Consider the following 17,533-nt stretch of genomic DNA (forward strand, 5'->3'; position numbering starts at 1 on the left):
GTGTCTGGAATACCAGACGGGGGTCTACAACCCCTTGCCGATCCAGATCGTGTCAGGAGAGGGCACGATCTGGAGTTGAACGCGGTTGGCGGCCTCGACCAGGCTGTCGCGCGCTCCCGGAGCACCCTCCACGGTGATCCAGAAGCCGCTGCTGTCCCGCACCACGACCGCGCTGTCGTTGACGACGGTGCCCTTCTGACCGCGCACCGTCGCGAGCGCACCCTCGGTCTTGGCCGGCTGCCTCGTCGACACGGTCACCCCGAACTTCTCGCCGGCCCACCGGGCCGACCAGTCGTAGGGCGAGCTGCCCCAGACGTCGGCCGCGGCCTTTCCGTCCAGCCAGAACGGCGGCAGGAAGGAGAGGTTCGAGTCCGCGCGCACCGAGTCGGCGACGCGCAGTGCGGCCTCCGATGCGTCCGTCACGCCGCGCAAAGTCACGCTGAGGGCGTCCTGCGCCTGCCACACGACCTCGGTGGTGAGGCCCGCCGACTGCCCTTGGGACGACTTCTGCCACGCCTTGAGCCCGCGGACGGTGACCTCCTGCCACTGGTCCAGGCCGTCCGGCAGCTTCTTCAGCTTGCGCAGGGTCACCCGCGGGTCGCCGGTCTGCTCCATCGGGTTGCGGTCCTTGGCACTCACCGGCACCCAGACGCGGGTGACCTCGGGACCGACACTGCGGTAGTTCTCGACGAAGCCGTCCGGCAGCCAGTGCGGCGCGTACTTCAACTCGAAGCTCTGCCCGTTGACGTTCGTCGGCATCAGCGCGGCAGCCGCGTCGTTGTGATTGGGCGGCGTGTACCGGTCGCTGGCGATGAGACCGGTGAAGATCAGGACGGCGACCGCGGCCATACCGGCGGTGGCGATGAGGAAGACGTTGTTCCGCTGCCTCTTCCGCTTGCGCCGCAGGGCGTTGAGCGTCGGCCCTGGGTGCGGTGTGCGTTCTGCGAGCTTGCCGAGCGCATCCTTGATCAGCTGTTCGGTGTCGTTCACGACAGGCCCTCCCCGAGCCGCAACCCGACACCAGCGGGCTCCGGCGTGTGGTCCAGGCGGAGTGTGGCCAGCGCACGCGAGATGTGGCTGCGCACGGTTCCCTCGGCACAACCGAGCATCTGTGCGATCTCCGAGTCCTCGTAGTTCTCGTAGTAGCGGAGCACGACCGCCGCCCGCTGTTTGCGGGGCAGCCTCGCGATCCGCTGCAACATGGCTTCCCGTTCGTCGAAGTGGTGGGTCTTGTCCGCGACGGGCGGGGTGACGGACTCCAGCGTCGTCATGCAGAGGGCGACGTCCTTGGCCGCCCTACGTCTGCGCCACGAGAGGTACTCGTTCGTGACCATGCGTTTGACGTAGGCGTGAGGGAGGTCGACGGATCCGATGCGATCCCACTTCTGCTGCGCACGCAGCAGCACTTCCTGGACCACGTCCTGGGCCAGGTGCGGGTCGCACGTGAGCACGGTGGCGTAGCGCAGCAACGGGGTCACCTGTTCTGCCACGAAGTCATCGAAACTCGGTGTCAATCCCGACCCCCTTCAAAACCGTCACGCCACTTACAACGCACCTCGAGGCTGTTCTGTTGAGTGTGCACTGATGGCGGAACGGCGTGGGCTGGATCACGTGGGAAAATCACTTTTGTGGGCAGCAGCAGTGATGTTCCCGCGCTGCGGCGAGGGCTCGCGGTCCTGCGCCTGCTCGCCGGGCGACCAGGTCCCGTCTCCGCGGCGTCGGTGGCGCGTGAGCTGAATCTGCCCAGGTCAACGACCTACCACCTGCTGTCGGAACTGACCGAGGCCGGCTTCGCGACGCACTTCCCCGAGGAGAAGCGGTACGGCCTGGGCGTCGCGGCGTTCGAGCTCGGGTCCGCCTACCTTCGTCACGACCCGCTGGAACGGCTGGCCCGTCCACTGCTGCGCAAGCTCGCCGACCGGATGGAGAAGGTCGCCCATCTGGGTGTGCTTTACGGCGCCGAGGCGCTGTACCTCGTGCGCGAGCAGCCCCGGCAGCCGCAGACGATCGTGTCCGACGTCGGCGTCCGGCTGCCCGCCCACCTGACGGCGTCCGGCCGCGCGATGCTGGCGCACGTCCCACCCGCGCAGGCCAGGGCGCTGTTCCCGTCGGTCGCGGCGTTCGTCGACAGGACCGGACGCGGCCCGCACAACCTGCCCGCGTTGCGCCGGCTGCTCACCCTCGAGCGCCGGCAGGGGTGGGCCGTCGAGGACGGGTTCGTGACCGCGGGGTTCGCCTCGGTGGCGGCGCCGGTGTTCGACCACGGAGAACGGCCGATAGCGGCCATCACGCTGACGTTCCGGCACGTGTGCGACACGCCGTGCGGGCAGACGTGGCCAGACCTGGCCAAGGAGGTCAGGAAGGCGGCCGAGGAGCTGACGACGCGGATCGGCGGCCACGCGGCCCAGAATTAGTAGCCATGTACATAGTAGCTATGTACTGTATCTGCTATGAGCAGCTCTTCAGCAACGCCCGGACACCTCGTGTGGCGACTGGCGATGAAGTGGCGGGTGGCCGTAGATCGCGCGTTGACCCCACACGGCCTGACGCACGCCCAGTACGTGGTGCTGGCGTCGCTGCTCGCGTTCGACACCCCGCCATCGCAACGTGAACTGGCCGACTTCACCGGCCTCGAAGCGCTGTACGTGTCCAAGCTGGCGCGCGCGCTCGACGCCGACGGCCTCATCCAGCGCACCCGAGACAAGGCCGACACCCGAACCGTCCGGGTGTCGCTGACCGACCGCGGGCACTCCGTGGTCCTGCCTGCCGTAGAGCTCGTCGGCGCGCTGCTGGACCGCCTGCTGGCCCCACTGGGAGGCAGGTCCGGCGACCGCACCGCGGCCCTCTCCCGCGACCTCACCGCACTGCTCTCCGTGCCACTCGACTAGGAGCTTCTCCCGATGCCTGTCGTCCCCGTACTCGACTCGACCATCCACTACCTCTCGCAGGACAACGCGCCGTTCGTCTTCCTGCACGGCAATCCCGGCTCATCGCACATCTGGCGCAACGTGCTGCCGGAGTTGGGCGGGCTCGCGCCGGACCTCATCGGCATGGGCCGCTCCGGCAAGCCGGCCATCGACTACTCGTTCGCCGACCACGCCCGCTACCTCGACGCGTGGTTCGACGCCCTGGAGCTGGACCGCGTGGTCCTGGTCGGCCACGACTGGGGAGGCGCGCTGGCGTTCGACTGGGCGGCCCGGCATCCGTCGCGCGTGGCCGGTGTGGCGTTCTTCGAGACGATGGTCAAGCCCTTGGCGAGCACCGACCTCCAGCCCGCCGCTCAGGAGCGTGCGCACAAGTTCCGCACGCCTGGGCTCGCTGAGGAACTGGTGCTGGACCAGGACGGGTTCGTGCGTCAGGCGTTCACCGGTGGTGTGCGCACGCCGGTGTCGGAGGAGGACATGGCGGTGTACCTGGCGCCGTTCCCGGATCGGGAGAGCCGCCGGCCGGTGCTGGCGTGGGCGCAGCAGCTGCCGGTCGACGGTGAGCCGCCTGCGCTCATTCCTCGCATGGAGGCCTACGGGGAGTGGCTCGGGGCCTCCGAGGTGCCCAAGCTGCTGATGACGTTCGAGAACTCTCCGACGTTGTTGATCGGGCCGGAGATGCAGGCGTGGTGTGAGGAGAACATCGCCGCGCTGGAGGTCCTCGCGGGTGGCGAGGCCGGGCATCACGCGCAGGAGGACCGGCCGAAGGAGATCGCCGCCGCGATCGCGGCCTGGGCATCCCGGCACAGCCTTGCTTAGATCGGTTGTATGGGGGCAACAGTCGAGAAGTTCGATCCAGCGCACGCATCCGAAGCCGATCTCCGCGCCTTCTACGAGGTGCTCAGCGCCCGGTACGCGGACGACCTCCCGAAGTGGCCGGCACCGACCTATGAGGAATTCCTGCTCCGGCTGGGGACGCCGTTCCAGGGGCTCGGGCCATCACAGACGTGGGTGGCCCGCCTCGACGACGAGATCGCCGGCTTCGCCGACCTGTGGTTCCCGGACTGGGAACACACCGTACTGATCGAGATCACGGTGCACCCGCGCGCACGCCGCCAGGGAGTCGGCACGGCGATCCTGCGCACTCTGCTGCCCGAGATCCAGGCCGGTGGCCGTACCAGGATCGAGAGCCGGCAGCCGACCAGGGACAGCGACGGTTCCCGCTGGGCGGCGAACCGCGGGTTCCGGACCGTCAACACCGCGATCTTCCAGAGCCTGAAGTTCGCCGAAGTGGACAGCGCGCTCTGGGACGTCCCGGTGCCACCCGGCTACCGCCTGGCGCAGTGGACCAGCCGCACGCCCGACGACCTGTTGTCCTCCTACGCCACCGCACGCAACGCGATCCAAGACGCCCCCACGGGCGACCAGACCGTGCCGTCAGCGCAGTGGACGCCCGACAGGGTGCGGGCGGCGGAGGACGACTATCTCGAACGCGGTGCCGAGCAACGAGTGGTGGTCGCCGTGCACGAGGCCAGCGGCGCCGTGGCCGGCATGACCGAACTCGAACTGCACAGCGACCGCCCGCACCGGGCTTCTCAGCAGGAAACCTCGGTGGTGCCGGCTCATCGTGGGCACGGGCTCGGGCGCTGCATGAAGGCGCACATGATCCGGTGGGTGCGGGCGGAGCGGCCCGCGGTCACGCAGATCCTGACCGGCACCGGCGCCGAGAACGCGCACATGGCACGGGTCAACCACTCGGTCGGCTTCGTGACTGTCGGCGAGATGGTCTCGGTGAGCGCGTCGATCTCGGAACTGCGGCTGTAACCAAAGGCGTCTGCAAGTACCACCGACAGCGAGCCGGTAGTACTTGCAGACGCCCGAAAATCAGAGACCCACCGAGGCGAGCCACTCCTTGGCGACCTTGTCCGGCTCCGGCTTGTCCGGCGCGCCCAGCTTCTGGTTCAGGTCCAGCAGCGTCTTCGTGTCGAGCTTCTTCGAGATGGCGTTGAGGATCTCGCGCACCTGCTGCGACGCCTTCTTCTCGTTGATCAGCGGCAGCACGTTCTGCGCGGCGAACACGCTCTTCGGGTCCTCGAGCACCACGAACTCGTTGGCCTTGATGGAGGTGTCCGTCGTGAACAGGTCGGCCGCCTGCACCGTGTTGTCCTTCAGGCCGGCGACCGTCAGCGGGCCGCCGACGTCGAGCGCCTTGAACGACTTGAACTCGCACGCGTACTTGGCCTTCAGGCCGGGCAGGCCGTCCGGGCGGTTCTGGAACTCCGGCGGGCCGCCGAAGACCAGGTCCTTGCAGTACGGCACGAGGTCGTCGATCGACTTGAGGCTGTACTGGGCCGCGGTCTGCTTGGTGACGACGACCGCGTCCTTGTCCTCGGCCGCCGACTTGTCGAGCACGATGAGGCCCTTCGGCAACGCCTTCTGCAGCGCCGCGTACACCTCTTCGGAACCGACCTCGGGCGCTTCCTTGTTGACGTGCTTGAGCAGCACGCCGGTGTACTCGGGGATCAGGTCGATCGAGCCGTCCTGCACGCCCTTGAAGTACAGCTCGCGGTTGCCGATGTTCGGCCTCTTCGAGACCTTGATTCCCTTGGCGGCCAACGCTTCCGCGTAGATCTCCGAGAGCAGGCGCGACTCCGGGAAGTTCGCGGAGCCCACGACGATGGTGTCCGTCGGGGCCGGGTTGCCGTTGCCACCCTGCAGCGGGTCACCGCCGCACGCCGACAGAAGCATCACGGCAGCGACAGCCGTGGCGATGCGCTTCATCATTTTCCTCCGGTTCCCACTGGACGCAGCCCTGGCGAGACCGTCAGCCGTTGCAGGCCGGCGAACCCCAGGTCGACGAGAACGGCGAGCAGTGCCACGAGCACCGCGCCGGCGAGCATCTGTCCGAACTCCTGCAGGGCGAGGCCGTCGAAGACGAGCCTGCCGAGGCCACCTGCACCGGTGTAGGCGGCGATGGTGGCGGTCGCGACGACCTGCAGCGCGGCGCCGCGGAAACCGCCGTAGATCAACGGAAGCGCGTTCGGGATCTCCACCTGGAGCAGCACTCCCGACTCGCGCATGCCGACACCCCGCGCCGCGTCGACGGTCACCGGGTCGACCGCGCGGACGCCCGCGTAGGTGCCCGCCATGATCGGCGGGATCGCCAGCAGCACCAGCGCTACGTACACCGGGAAGTCGCCCAGGCCCGCCCACAGCACCACGAGGATCAGCACCGCTGTCGTGGGCAAGGCCCGGAGCGTGTTGGAGAGTCCGACGATCACGAACCCGCCCTTGCCGGTGTGGCCGACGAACGCGCCGAGCGGGATCGCGATGACCGCGGCGATCAGCAGCGTGACGAACGTGTAGCCGAGATGTTCCAGCAGCCGCACCGGAATCCCGGTCGCGCCGCTCCAGTGCGCGGGATCGAAGAGCCAGCCCACGTCAGCTCACCTCCCCGCCCTTGCCCACGGCGTGAGCACCCGTCCGAGCAGCAACAGCGAGCCGTCCGCGAGCACCGCCAGCACCACCGTGCCGATCAGGCCCGCGAGGACCTTCTCGGTGTGGTCCGCCTGGTAGCCCTCGGTGAAGAGCTGGCCGTAGCCACCGAGTCCGACGAGCGCGCCGACGCTCACCATGCTGATGTTCGACACCGTCGCGACCCGCAGTCCCGCGATCGTGACCGGTAGCGCGAGCGGGAAGTCGACGGTGAGGAACCGGCGCAACGGCCGGTATCCCATCGCGTTCGCCGCGGCGACGACGTTGCCCGGCACGGCGGAGAGCGCGTCCGCGACCGAGCGGACCATCAGCGCGACCGTGTAGACGACCAGCGGCACGATGACGTTGATCTCGTCGAGGATCTTCACGCCCAGCAGCACCGGAGTGATCACGATCAGCGCGATGGACGGGATCGTGAAGAGGATGTTGGCGAACGGGAACAGCACCGCGCGCGCCGTCTGCGACCGGCTCGCCCACCACCCCAGCGGGATGGCGAGCACGAACCCGATCAGCACCGGCACGACGGAGAGCCGGAGGTGCACCAGGGTGACTTCCCAGAACCTTTCCCAGTTCTCGAAAATCCAGGTCACTTCGGGACCTCACCCGCCGCGCGGGCCTTCGCGAGCGCCTTGATCACGTCGTCGGCCTCGACCACGCCGACCACCGCACCCTTGTCGTCGATCGTCACGCCGAGCGCGGACGGTGAGCTGAGCGCCGCGTCGAGCGCACCGCGCAACGACGAGCCGTCGTAGAGCGACCCGCCCGAGATCAGGTGCTTCTCGCTGACCTCGACCTCACCGTCCACTCCGGACAGCCAGCCCTTCGGGCGGTTCGCCTCGTCGACAACAAGCGTCCAACCGGTGACGTTGACGCGCTCGCCGAGCTTCGCCGTGGCGACTTCGCGCACGGGCACGTCGGCGTGCAGGAAGGTGAGCGTGCGGTAGCCGCGGTCCCTGCCGACGAACGACGCGACGAAGTCGTTGGCGGGAGCGCTGAGCAGCTCGGTCGGCCGCGCGTACTGCGCGAGGTGCCCGCCGGTCTGGAACACCGCGACGCGCTCGCCGAGCTTGAGCGCCTCGTCGATGTCGTGCGTGACGAACACGATCGTCTTGTCGAGTTCCGCTTGCAGGCGAAGGAGTTCGTTCTGCAGGTCCTCGCGCACCACCGGGTCGACCGCGCTGAACGGCTCGTCCATCAGCAACACCGGCGGGTCGGCCGCTAGTGCGCGGGCGACGCCGACGCGCTGCTGCTGACCGCCGGAGAGCTGTGCCGGGTAGCGCTTGCCGAAGTTCGGGTCCAGGCCGACGATCTCCAGCAGCTCCGCGGCACGGGTGCGAGCCTTTCGTCTGTCCCAACCGGACAGCAGCGGCACGGTCGCGATGTTGTCGAGCACGGTCCGGTGCGGGAAGAGCCCCGCCTGCTGGATCACGTAGCCGATACCGCGCCGCAGGGTCGGCGGGTCGACGGTCAGGACGTCCTTGCCGTCCACCAGGATCGTGCCCGAGGTGGGGTCGATCATGCGGTTGACCATGCGCAGCGACGTCGTCTTGCCGCAGCCGGAGGGGCCGACGAACACCGTGATGGTGCCCGCCTCGACCGTGAGGTCGAGCTCGTCGACAGCGATGGTCCCGTCCTCGAACCGCTTGGTGACGGCCCGGAACTCGATCACCCGAAGATCCCTCCGGTCGTGACGGTCACCCCGATTCGGACCGCCCTGGATGTAGATCCCAAAGACCTTAACTCGTTCGGTGTACCCCGGCACAGCGTTCCACGATGTGGCAGGCCGTATGGTTTACCGCTTGTGACGATTGACCAGGTTCGGCAGGTGGTGGCGGAGCGCGGTGTGCACGCGCGCAAACTCCGCGAGGTGTTGTCCCTGCTCAGCGAGGACTGGCATCCGCTGGCCGAACTCGTGCGCCTGCCGGCCGTCCCGCGCCGCACCGTGCAGGACCTGCTCAAGGCTCTGGGTGACGACGCCGAATCGTCAGGCGATCGTTACCGCATCGCGCCTGGTCGCGTCGCCGAGTACCGCGCCGCCTTCGCCGTCGCGGGCGTCCGCGATCACACCGACGTGCTGCGCCAGATCCTCGTGGACATCGCCGACGTGCCCGCGCCATTGTCCTCGTTGGACCACGTGCAGGCGACCGCGGAGACGGCGCTGAACCGCGCCGTGTGGCTGGATTCCACCTATGACCTGACAGGCAAGCGTTTGCTGTGCCTGGGCGACCACGATCTGACGTCACTGGCGGTCGCCGCCGTCAACCCGCACGTGTCGATCACGGTCGTGGATCTGGACGAGCGGCTGCTGGAGTTCATCGACACGCGGGCGGTGTCCCGCGGACTCGACGTGCGGACCTTGCACTGCGACATGCGCTTCGGCCTGCCGCCATCGGTTCTGGAGTCCGTCGACCTGGTCTTCAGCGACCCGCCCTACACGCCGGAGGGCATGGGCCTGTTCGCCGGGCGTGCCGTGGAGGCGTTGGCGGACGTGGCCGCCGGGCGCGTGTTGCTGGCGTACGGGTTCTCCGACCGCACGCCCGCGCTGGGGTTGAAGGTCCAGCAGGAGCTGCAGAAGCTCGGGCTGGTGTTCGAGGCGATCCTGCCCGCGTTCCACCGGTTCGACGGCGCCCAGGCCATCGGTTCCGCCGCGGATCTGTACGTCTGCCGTCCGACCGGGCGCCGCGCGGTCACCGGCGGCACCCGGATCTACACGCACGGCGCGCAGTCCGTGGAGTCTTCCGGGCCGTCGAAGGAAGCGCTGTCTGCGTTGTCGGAACTGGCGCCGCGCCAGGAATCCTCACCGCCGCCGAAACCGCGTTCCGCCGGGTGGGCCGAACCGGTCGGCAAGGGCGCGGCGTCGCTGGCCGTCGACCTGTCGGCGGATCCGGGACCGTGGTTGTTGCGGACGCTCCTGGCTTCCTCTCCCGCACGACTGGCATGCCTGGTGCCGAACAACCACCCGGCGGTGTCGTCGGAGGCCGGGCAGAAGGAACTTCAGGAGCTGGTGCACACCCGGTTCAAGTTGAAGTTCCTGCGCAACAACCCAGATGGCAAGACCACGATCGTCGTCGCCGATCAGGTGCTGACCGGAACGCTGTCGCTGGGCGACCGCACGGTCCGCGAGGTCCTGATGAAGGCGCACGGCAAGCTGCGCAACGTGTGGCGTGAGGCCTTGATCACGGCGTCGCAGGGCGTGCTGACCAAGCGGCAGGCGACCGAGATCGTCGACAACGCCTCCGCGTCGTCGGACGACCTCGAGCTGCGATTGATCGACCTGCCCAAGCACCGCATCGCGGCACTGCTGACGGAGATCTCAGCCAGCGCGCGGTATGTGGAGCGGTCCGAGGGCTAGCACCGCCCGGAACTCCTTCGGCGGCACCGGACGCGAGAACAGCCAGCCCTGGTAGGCGTCCACGCCGACCCCGCGCAGCACGTGGAACTGCGTGGCCGTCTCCACGCCTTCGGCCACGCACTTGCGCCCCATCGCCCGCGCCATGTCCACGACGGCGCGGGCCACGGCGAAGTCCGAGGAGTCGTTGCCGACGCCGGAAACGAACCGCCGGTCGACCTTGATGATCTGCGCGGGCAGGTCCTTCAACCTGGCCAGCGACGAGTACCCGGTGCCGAAGTCGTCCACGGCGAACTGGACGCCGCGCTGCACCAGCTCGTCCATCGACTGCCGCACCCGTGACGGCAGGTCGACCAGCGCCGTCTCGACCAGCTCCAGCACGACCCGGTCCCACGGCACGCCGGATTCCAGGATCGCGTTCGACACGATGTCGACGAACTCCGGGTCACCGGGCACCAGCCCGGCCAGGTTCACGGCCACCGACACCGGACGGCCGTCGGGGGCGGGCCAGGTCGCGGCCTCCTTCAACGCCGTCCGCAGTACCCAGCGGTCGAGCTCGCGCATCAGGTCGCCCTGCTCGGCGACCGGCAGGAACACGTCCGGCGGCAGCAGCCCGCGGTCGGGATGCGGCCAGCGCACCAGCGCCTCGGCGGTCAGCACGGCACCGTCGACGCCCACGACCGGCTGGTAGTGCAACGCCAGTCCGTCGTTCTGCAACGCGTCGCGCAACTGGCCTTCGAGGTGCACCTGGCGGTCGGCGGAGGCGATGAGGGCGGCCGAGGCGAGGGACACCCGGCCGGCGCCATTGCGCTTCGCTTCGAACATCGCGGCATCGGCGAACCGCAGCAGGTCCGCCCCGTTGGCGCGCGACCCGTTCGGGACGGCCGCGCCGATCGAGGCGGAGACCCTGACCAGCTGGCCGTGCACCGGAACAGCGGTCCGCAGCAAGGAAGCGACCTTGGTCGCCAGCGCGTCCACGCCGCCCACGGCGTCGATGTCCTCACAGATGATCACGTACTCGTCGCCGGAGAGCCGGGCCGCGGTGCAGCCGTCCGGCAGGCCGCCCTCCAACCGGCGAGCCAGCGCCACCAGCAGCTCGTCGCCCGCGTCGTGGCCGAGCGAGTCGTTGACGCGCTTGAAGTTGTCGATGTCGCAGAAGAACACGGCGACCTTGGAGCGGCCGGGCCCGTCCAGCAGCTTGCCGAGGATCTCCTTCACCAGCGCGCGGTTCGGGAGACCGGTCAGCTCGTCGTGGGTGGCCTGGTGCCGCAACGCCTCGGCGGCGCGCCGGCGTTCGGTGATGTCCAGGAACACGATCAGCCAGAAGCGACGGCCGTCGTCCTGCACGGACAACGCGATGTGCAGCTCGCAGTACACCTTCTCCCCGTCGGGACGGACGAGGATGCGCTGCGGGATCTTCTGCGTGCGCTCGGCCGCCCACTGCAGGCCGGGCGAGGTGTCCTCGGGGTGGGTGAGCTGCTCGGCGGTCATGCCGCGCAGCTGTTCCAGCTCCATGCCGAGCAGGTCGCACAGCGCGTCGTTGGCGTCGACCAGGCGTTCGCCCTCGTCGAAGAGGCCGATGCCGACCGGGGTGACGGACACCAGGTCGGTGAAGCGCTGAGAGGAACGCTTCATGCGCGCCTCCGCGGCGCGCTGCTCGGTCACGTCCTGCGCGGTGCCGACCGCGAGCTGCTTGCCGTACGGGTCGCGGACGATCATGCCGTGGCAGCGGAAGATCCGCATCGAGCCGTCGCGTCGCACCACGCGGTGCTCGCACTGCACCGCGATCTCGTCGACCGCGAGCTGGCGCCACAGGTCGTCGACCCAGGCGCGGTCCTCGGGATGCACGAGGTCGAGGTAGTACTGGTAGCTGCCCTCCACGTCGGCCGGGATGCCGTAGAGCTCGCGCAGCATCTCCGACCACACGACGTCGCCGGTCGCCGGGTTCCACTCCCACATGCCGAGGCGGGCGGCTTCCTGGGCGTCGGCCAGTCTTCGGCGGTCGTCGCGCATCTGGCGTTCCAGGGCGCGTGCCTCGGTCACGTCCTGGATGGTGCCGTGGTAGCGCTCCACGCGGCCGGACGGTTCGATCTCGGCGCGGACGCGGCAGATGTAGACGCGGTCGCCGATCTCGCTGCGGACCTCGATCTCGACCGGAGCGTCGTCACGGGTGTGCAGCAGCTGGTGCCGGATCTCCTTGACGGCCTCGCGGTCGTCCGGGTGCACGCCGCTGAGCAGGTCGTCGTCCGGCGTCATGCCCAGCTCGGCGTACATCTCCAGCAGGACTTCGCTGCGGTGCACGGCGCGCGTGCCGGTCTCGTACGCCCAGCTGCCGATGCGGGCGATGCGCTGCGCCTCCAGCAGCCGCGCGCGTTCCTGCGCGAGTTCGCTGGCCGCGCGCTTGGACTCGGTGATGTCGCGGATGTAGCCGGTGATCTTGTCCAGCCGGCCCTCGTCGGTCAGCCGCGCCTCGGCGACGCCGCGAATCCACCGCAGCTGCCCGTCCGGGCGGACGATTCGATACTCGATGTCGATCGGGTCGCCGGTGATCTCGCGGCCCTGCCAGTACGACTCGACCATCTCGTAGTCGTCCTGATGAACAACGTCCAAAACGGCCTGTGCGCCGGGCACGACCGCGCCACGTTCAACGCCGAGCAGTTCGTAATGCGTGTCCGACCACACGGTCTGGCCGGTTTCCGGGTCGTATTCCCAGGAACCCAGTTCCGCGACCCGTTGCACCTTCCGCAGCCGGCGCTGTTCGTCGCGAAACGCGTCCGCGGCGGCGGCGAGGTCCGAAACGTCGATCAGCAGCACGGCCTGCAGGCCCGTTCCCGGAACGGCGTGCCGGGCGACGCGCACGGGCAGTTCGGTGCCGTCGGCGCGCAACAAGCGCAGGTCAGACTGGTTGCCGAGAAGCAGTTCGCCGAGCGGGTGCCCTACCAGGTCGTCGGCTCCCTGGGCGCCGGACAGCTCCACGGCGGCCGGGTTCGCCTGCATGACGACACCCTTGATGTCCACGAGCAACGACGGTGCGTCGGGCAGGGTCAACCCATCGAGCGTCACCGGCGGTTTCCCCGAATTGGGAGCAGCCGTCCGAGCACGGCCGTTCACCACCGTCGCGCGTCCTACCCACTTGGGCACCGGCCCACCCTCTCCCGCATCCGCCGCCCGCGGCAATTCGGGTGGGCACGACAACGGCACCCGAACGGCGGCAAACACGAACCCTCTCCTCGAGTGAACACCCGAGGAGAGGGACGGTAGCGCTTCGGAGCGTCATCGCCCACCCCTGCACGGGTTAACGAAAAACCACGTTCGTGGTTCCGGTACCCGTGAAGATGCAAAAGGGTGGCAAATACTCGTGTGGGATCAGGCGACTCCGTCGGCCTTCGCGGCGACCGCCACAGCAGCGGCGACCTCGGGTCCAACGCGCGGGTCGAGTGCGGAAGGAACAATTCGGTCTGGACCCAAATCATCTTTCGCAACGGCCAGAATGGCGTCGGCCGCGGCGAGCTTCATGCCCTCGGTGATCCGCCGCGCACCCGCGTCCAGAGCCCCGCGGAAAATGCCGGGGAACGCGAGCACGTTGTTGATCTGGTTCGGGAAGTCGCTGCGGCCGGTCGCCACGATGGCGGCGTGCCTGGCGGCGACCTCCGGGTGCACCTCGGGGTCCGGGTTGGACAGCGCGAAGACGATCGAGTCGCTCGCCATGCTCGCGATCAGGTCCTCGGACACCTTCGAGGAGCTCACGCCGATGAACACGTCGGCGCCCCGCAGCGCCACGTCGATGCCACCGTCGAGGTTGCTCTTGTTGGTGACCGCGGCGATCTCTTCCTTGACCGGGTTGAGGCCGGCCCGCCCGGTGCGGACGATGCCACGCGAGTCGAGCAGCGTGATGTCGCCGGCGCCGGCGGCGATGAGGATCTTGGCGATCGCGATGCCCGCGGCTCCCGCACCGGAGATGACCACCCGCTGGTCACCGATGTTCTTGCTGAGCACCGTGTTCGCGCCGTTGAGCGCGGCGAGCGACACGACGGCCGTGCCGTGCTGGTCGTCGTGCATGACCGGGCAGTCGAGCGCCTCGATCAGCTTCTGCTCCAGCTCGAAGCAGCGCGGCGCGGAGACGTCCTCGAGGTTGACCGCGCCGAACGACGGGCGCAGCCGCACGAGCGTCTCGACGATCTCGTCGACGTCCGTCGTGTTGAGCACGAGCGGGATGGAGTCGAGGCCGCCGAAGGTCTTGAACAGCGCGGACTTGCCCTCCATGACGGGCAGCGACGCGCTCGGGCCGATGTCGCCGAGACCGAGCACCGCGGTGCCGTCGCTGACGACGACGACCAGGCGGTGCGCCCACGTGTACTTCGCGGCGAGGCTGGCGTCCTCCGCGATGGCCTTGCTCACTCGTGCGACACCGGGGGTGTACGCGATGGACAGCGCTTTCGGGTCAGCGAGCGAGGCGGTCGCACCGACCTCGAGCTTCCCGCCCAGGTGCGCGTTGAAGATCTCCTCATCCGTCAGCTTCGTCGGATCGGAGTTCTCGGTACGGGCTTCGTTCACTGCTGTCACGGCGTCCCTCCTGCGGTGCGGGCGGCGTAGTAGCCCCGGACATGGGCTCATCACCAAACGGCGCACCGGCCCAGCGTTGTCACGCCGGGTGCACGGGGCCTGGAAACTCGGTCGATGCCCTCCGACGAGTTGCGTCGCAGAACCACCCGAGTGCTGCGGGTGACGGAAGTGTGGCAGGGTCGCGCGCGGCTGTCTGCGGCGGGGATCACACTTTTTCCGCAGGTCAGAGGGCATGTAGCAAGACGTCCGTCCGGTTTTCTGCACCGACCGGTCGGTTTATGCAGGCAGGAAGCACCCGATCGGTCAAGAAAGATTGACGCCTTAGAGTGACGGCATGCAGGCGAGTTCGCTGAAAATTGACGGCGCGTTCGAGTTCACTCCCCGGACATTTCCCGACGACCGCGGCGTGTTCGTCTCGCCGTACCAGGAGGCCGCCTTCACCGAGGCGGTCGGCCACCCGTTCCGAGTAGCCCAGACCAACCACAGCATCTCCCGAGCGGGGACGATCCGAGGCATCCACTACGCGGACGTCCCGCCCTCCCAGGCGAAGTACGTCTTCTGCCCGCGCGGCTCGCTCATCGACGTGATCATCGACATCCGCGTCGGCTCCCCCACGTTCGGCCAGTGGGACGCGGTCCTGGTCACCTCGGCGAAGTGCAACGCGGTGTACCTGGCCGAGGGCCTGGGCCACGCGATGATCGCCCTCGAGGACGACACGACCATGAACTACCTCTGCTCCACGGTCTACAACCCGTCCGGTGAACACGGCCTGACGCCCCTCGACCCCGCGCTGGACCTGCCGTGGCCGCGCGAGCTCGAGTTCCAGCTCTCCCCGAAGGACACGGAGGCGCCGACCCTGGCCGAGGCCTACGAGGCCGGCGTGCTGCCGCGCTACGAGGACTGCCTGGCCCTGTACGCGTCCCTCAAAGCCTGAACCGCGGCCTCGGCCATAGTCGAGCTTTGACGACTCCGAGCACCTCCGCAGGTCCGAGCTGCTCGGAGTCGGTACTCGCATAGGGGTTGTCGCCTACTACGTGCCACCCGCCGTCCACTTGGTGAGAGGCACGTTTGACCGACAGTTGATCCGGCCGCTGCGCCCACCTGACGAGCACGACGTCGTTTGGCCTGGGCCGCACACCCCACCTGACCAGCACGATGTCCTCGTCCCTGAGGGCAGGAACCATCGACGGCCCGCGGACGAGCACGGTGGAGAGGCGCGGTCTCAACGATCACCCTTCGGTCGGCCGGAGTAGGGTTCCGTGTTGTCGGAGCATCCACTGTCAGCACCATTCTGGGAGGAACGATGCGACTCGTGTCGCGCATTCTCCGCCCGCGCGTCGTAGCAACCGCGCACTGCGATCTGCCCTGCGGCGTGTACGACCCGGCGCAGGCCCGCATCGAGGCCGAGTCGATCAAGGCGGTCCAGGAGAAGTACCAGGCCAACGAGGACCCGGAGTTCCGGGAGCGCGCCGTCCTGATCAAGGAACAGCGCAGCGAGCTCGTCAAGCACCACCTGTGGGTGCTGTGGACGGACTACTTCAAGCCGCCGCACTTCGAGAAGTACCCCGAGCTGCACGACCTGTTCAACCGCGCCACCAAGGCCGCGGGTGCGGGCGGCACCAAGGGGTCGATGGACCCGTCTTCTGGCCAGCAGCTGCTGGACCTGATCGCGGAGATCGACAAGATTTTCTGGGAGACCAAGCAGGGCTGAGCCCTTCTTCTGGTCTTTGAACGGCGTCGCCTCCCCGGGCAGGGAGCGGCGCCGTTCTGCTTTCTGCCGTAACCCCGGTCGAGCAGCGTGCGATGTGACCTGATGTGACTGGCGACTCGTGGGATCTTCTCGTGTCCTGCACCGAGGCCGACCGCGCCTGGGCCGAGTGGTTCGCGAGACAGCTCGAAGAACAGGGGTATCGCATCCCGGTTCGGACGGGGGACGCGCCGCAGAGCGAGGTTCCAGAGCCCGAGCGCACGTTCGCGGTGAAGTCCGCCGATTGGGAACTGCCTGATCCGCCGGCAGTGTCTCTGATCGAGCTGGGCGACCTCAGCCCCGCCGCGGCCGAGCTGCTCGCCATGCTGGCGTGGATGGCATACGCACCAGTGCCGGTCGATCTGTTCGTCAACCACCCCGGCAGCCTTCCGGCCGGCTTGGCCGTGGCTGCACGGGATCCGCGCAGCTGGGCGGAGACCGTCGACACGCTGGCGCGGCTGGGCTTCGTGCGCCGCACGCCCACCGAGGTGCTCATCGGCCACCAGCTGCTGCTGCAGTCGGTGCGGACGTGCGGGCCGTGCCGCAGTGTCGAGGTGCAGACGCTGCTCGAAGCCGATGTGCCAAGCCGGATCGTGGCCACGCCCGCCGACTGGCCGCGGTGGCAGGCGCTGCTCTCACACGTGCTCGCCGTCGCGGACCACGTGGAGAACGATCCGGCCAGGTGCGCAGCGGAGAACAGCGGGTGGCTGGTCGACCGCGCGGCCACGTATCTGCAGGTGCGTGGACGCCACGCCGACGCCATTCACCTGTTCAAACGCGCGCTGGCCATCATCGAAGGAGTTCACGGCCCCGGCAGCCTCGCCGCGGCTTCGACTCTCAACAACCTCGGGGAGAGCCTCTTCGAACAGGATCTCTCAGCCGAGGCCATTCCCGTGCTCAAGCGCTCCCTCGCCATCCACGAACGGGCTGATGGCGAGCAGATCAGCGTCGCCATCAACCTCGACAACCTGGCCAAGGCGTATGTCGGCCAACGTCGACATACAGAGGCGATTCCGCTGATGGCACGCGCCATCACGATCTGGGAGGCCGCTCTCGGCCCTGACCATCCCGACCTGGGCGTGTCTTTGCACAATCTGGCCTCGATCCACAACCAGACGAAGCGCTACGACGAAGCCATCCCCTTGCTCGAACGCGCTCTAGCCATTGACGTGTCCGCGTACGGACCCGATGACGTCACGGTCGCGACGAGCCTGGACGCGCTCGGTATGAGCCTGCGCGGTTCAGGCCGCCTCCTCGAATCCGTCTCGCTGTTCGAGCGCGCTCTTTCCATCTACGACGCCGTCTACCCGACCGGTCACCGCCATGTCGCCATCTGCCTGAGGCATCTCGCCGGCGCCTTCACCGATCTCGGTCGTCACGACGACGCCCGGAACGCGACGGCACGAGCACGGGCGATCGACGACGGTGCCGCTTCCTGAGCAGGAAGCGGCACCG

17 protein-coding genes are annotated in these 17,533 nt (G+C 68.5%); 8 read left to right on the forward strand and 9 right to left on the reverse strand.

Going from position 1 to position 17,533, the window contains the following annotated elements; translation table 11 throughout:
- Positions 1-24: 24 nt before the first annotated feature.
- Together ACIA8G_RS16675 and ACIA8G_RS16680 are read right to left on the reverse strand one after the other, a co-directional pair.
- The gene (locus ACIA8G_RS16675; protein ID WP_396419357.1) at positions 25-990 is read right to left on the reverse strand and encodes a hypothetical protein; all 966 of its coding nucleotides are present in this window, start codon (positions 988-990) and stop codon (positions 25-27) included.
- Positions 987-1,514: a SigE family RNA polymerase sigma factor gene (locus ACIA8G_RS16680; protein WP_396419358.1), complete on the reverse strand. Its 528-nt coding sequence runs from the start codon at positions 1,512-1,514 to the stop codon at positions 987-989. The genes ACIA8G_RS16675 and ACIA8G_RS16680 overlap by 4 nt, the downstream gene beginning before the upstream one ends.
- A 114-nt stretch (positions 1,515-1,628) precedes the next feature.
- Here ACIA8G_RS16680 and ACIA8G_RS16685 point away from each other — a divergent pair, with 114 nt between their 5' ends.
- Genes ACIA8G_RS16685 through ACIA8G_RS16700 form a run of 4 tightly spaced genes read left to right on the forward strand, consistent with a single transcriptional unit; the run spans position 1,629 to position 4,748 of the window.
- Positions 1,629-2,414 carry an IclR family transcriptional regulator gene (locus ACIA8G_RS16685; protein WP_396419359.1) on the forward strand — a complete coding sequence of 262 codons (786 nt, stop codon included), beginning with the start codon at positions 1,629-1,631 and terminating at the stop codon, positions 2,412-2,414.
- A gap of 36 nt (positions 2,415-2,450) precedes the next feature.
- Positions 2,451-2,888 carry a MarR family winged helix-turn-helix transcriptional regulator gene (locus ACIA8G_RS16690; RefSeq protein WP_396419360.1) on the forward strand — a complete coding sequence of 146 codons (438 nt, stop codon included), beginning with the start codon at positions 2,451-2,453 and terminating at the stop codon, positions 2,886-2,888.
- A 12-nt stretch (positions 2,889-2,900) separates the two neighbouring features.
- The gene (locus tag ACIA8G_RS16695; RefSeq protein ID WP_396419361.1) at positions 2,901-3,743 is read left to right on the forward strand and encodes a haloalkane dehalogenase; all 843 of its coding nucleotides are present in this window, start codon (positions 2,901-2,903) and stop codon (positions 3,741-3,743) included.
- Between the two features lie 9 nt (positions 3,744-3,752).
- Entirely contained in the window at positions 3,753-4,748 is a 996-nt protein-coding gene (locus ACIA8G_RS16700; RefSeq protein WP_396419362.1) for a GNAT family N-acetyltransferase, read from the forward strand.
- A gap of 60 nt (positions 4,749-4,808) precedes the next feature.
- Here ACIA8G_RS16700 and ACIA8G_RS16705 read toward each other — a convergent pair whose 3' ends face one another.
- From ACIA8G_RS16705 to ACIA8G_RS16720, 4 genes are read right to left on the reverse strand one after another with little or no spacing between them, the layout of a single operon-like run.
- Positions 4,809-5,708, reverse strand: a complete 900-nt coding sequence (locus ACIA8G_RS16705; RefSeq protein WP_396419363.1) for an ABC transporter substrate-binding protein — start codon at positions 5,706-5,708, stop codon at positions 4,809-4,811.
- Complete coding sequence (locus tag ACIA8G_RS16710) at positions 5,705-6,364, reverse strand: ABC transporter permease (protein WP_396419364.1); 660 nt, start codon at positions 6,362-6,364, stop codon at positions 5,705-5,707. Before ACIA8G_RS16710 ends, ACIA8G_RS16705 begins: the two co-directional genes overlap by 4 nt.
- 6 nt (positions 6,365-6,370) lie before the next feature.
- Positions 6,371-7,009: an ABC transporter permease gene (locus tag ACIA8G_RS16715; protein WP_396419365.1), complete on the reverse strand. Its 639-nt coding sequence runs from the start codon at positions 7,007-7,009 to the stop codon at positions 6,371-6,373.
- Positions 7,006-8,088, reverse strand: coding sequence for an ABC transporter ATP-binding protein (locus tag ACIA8G_RS16720; protein ID WP_396419366.1), 1,083 nt, complete (start codon positions 8,086-8,088; stop codon positions 7,006-7,008). The genes ACIA8G_RS16715 and ACIA8G_RS16720 overlap by 4 nt, the downstream gene beginning before the upstream one ends.
- 132 nt (positions 8,089-8,220) lie before the next feature.
- Here ACIA8G_RS16720 and ACIA8G_RS16725 point away from each other — a divergent pair, with 132 nt between their 5' ends.
- Positions 8,221-9,771, forward strand: coding sequence for a bis-aminopropyl spermidine synthase family protein (locus ACIA8G_RS16725; protein ID WP_396419367.1), 1,551 nt, complete (start codon positions 8,221-8,223; stop codon positions 9,769-9,771).
- Here the strand turns inward: ACIA8G_RS16725 and ACIA8G_RS16730 are convergent.
- Together ACIA8G_RS16730 and ACIA8G_RS16735 are read right to left on the reverse strand one after the other, a co-directional pair.
- On the reverse strand, positions 9,733-12,909 hold the full coding sequence (locus ACIA8G_RS16730) for an EAL domain-containing protein (RefSeq protein ID WP_396419368.1): 3,177 nt from the start codon (positions 12,907-12,909) through the stop codon (positions 9,733-9,735). The genes ACIA8G_RS16725 and ACIA8G_RS16730 overlap by 39 nt on opposite strands.
- Positions 12,910-13,134: 225 nt before the next feature.
- On the reverse strand, positions 13,135-14,331 hold the full coding sequence (locus ACIA8G_RS16735; protein WP_396419369.1) for an NADP-dependent malic enzyme: 1,197 nt from the start codon (positions 14,329-14,331) through the stop codon (positions 13,135-13,137).
- Positions 14,332-14,665: 334 nt separating this feature from the next.
- Between ACIA8G_RS16735 and ACIA8G_RS16740 the strand changes: the two genes are divergently transcribed.
- Positions 14,666-15,265: a dTDP-4-dehydrorhamnose 3,5-epimerase family protein gene (locus tag ACIA8G_RS16740; RefSeq protein WP_396419370.1), complete on the forward strand. Its 600-nt coding sequence runs from the start codon at positions 14,666-14,668 to the stop codon at positions 15,263-15,265.
- Here the strand turns inward: ACIA8G_RS16740 and ACIA8G_RS16745 are convergent.
- Positions 15,255-15,536: a S24 family peptidase gene (locus tag ACIA8G_RS16745; RefSeq protein ID WP_396419673.1), complete on the reverse strand. Its 282-nt coding sequence runs from the start codon at positions 15,534-15,536 to the stop codon at positions 15,255-15,257. The genes ACIA8G_RS16740 and ACIA8G_RS16745 overlap by 11 nt on opposite strands.
- 98 nt (positions 15,537-15,634) lie before the next feature.
- On the opposite strand from ACIA8G_RS16745, the gene sodN reads away from it, so the two are divergent.
- Together sodN and ACIA8G_RS16755 are read left to right on the forward strand one after the other, a co-directional pair.
- Positions 15,635-16,042, forward strand: coding sequence for a superoxide dismutase, Ni (gene sodN, locus ACIA8G_RS16750; RefSeq protein WP_396419371.1), 408 nt, complete (start codon positions 15,635-15,637; stop codon positions 16,040-16,042).
- Positions 16,043-16,173: 131 nt separating this feature from the next.
- The gene (locus tag ACIA8G_RS16755) at positions 16,174-17,517 is read left to right on the forward strand and encodes a tetratricopeptide repeat protein (protein ID WP_396419372.1); all 1,344 of its coding nucleotides are present in this window, start codon (positions 16,174-16,176) and stop codon (positions 17,515-17,517) included.
- The last annotated feature ends 16 nt before the right edge of the window (positions 17,518-17,533 follow it).

Source organism: Lentzea sp. NPDC051213 (assembly GCF_044455585.1).
Lineage (GTDB): Bacteria > Actinomycetota > Actinomycetes > Mycobacteriales > Pseudonocardiaceae > Lentzea.

What these genes read in the sequence shown, in the direction of transcription:
- ACIA8G_RS16690 (WP_396419360.1), top strand. Translation starts at nt 2,451, where the DNA reads ATGAGCAGCTCTTCAGCAACGCCCGGACACCTCGTGTGGCGACTGGCG.
- ACIA8G_RS16695 (WP_396419361.1), top strand. Translation starts at nt 2,901, where the DNA reads ATGCCTGTCGTCCCCGTACTCGACTCGACCATCCACTACCTCTCGCAG.
- ACIA8G_RS16740 (WP_396419370.1), top strand. Translation starts at nt 14,666, where the DNA reads ATGCAGGCGAGTTCGCTGAAAATTGACGGCGCGTTCGAGTTCACTCCC.
- ACIA8G_RS16700 (WP_396419362.1), top strand. Translation starts at nt 3,753, where the DNA reads ATGGGGGCAACAGTCGAGAAGTTCGATCCAGCGCACGCATCCGAAGCC.
- ACIA8G_RS16705 (WP_396419363.1), bottom strand. Translation starts at nt 5,708, where the DNA reads ATGATGAAGCGCATCGCCACGGCTGTCGCTGCCGTGATGCTTCTGTCG.
- sodN (WP_396419371.1), top strand. Translation starts at nt 15,635, where the DNA reads ATGCGACTCGTGTCGCGCATTCTCCGCCCGCGCGTCGTAGCAACCGCG.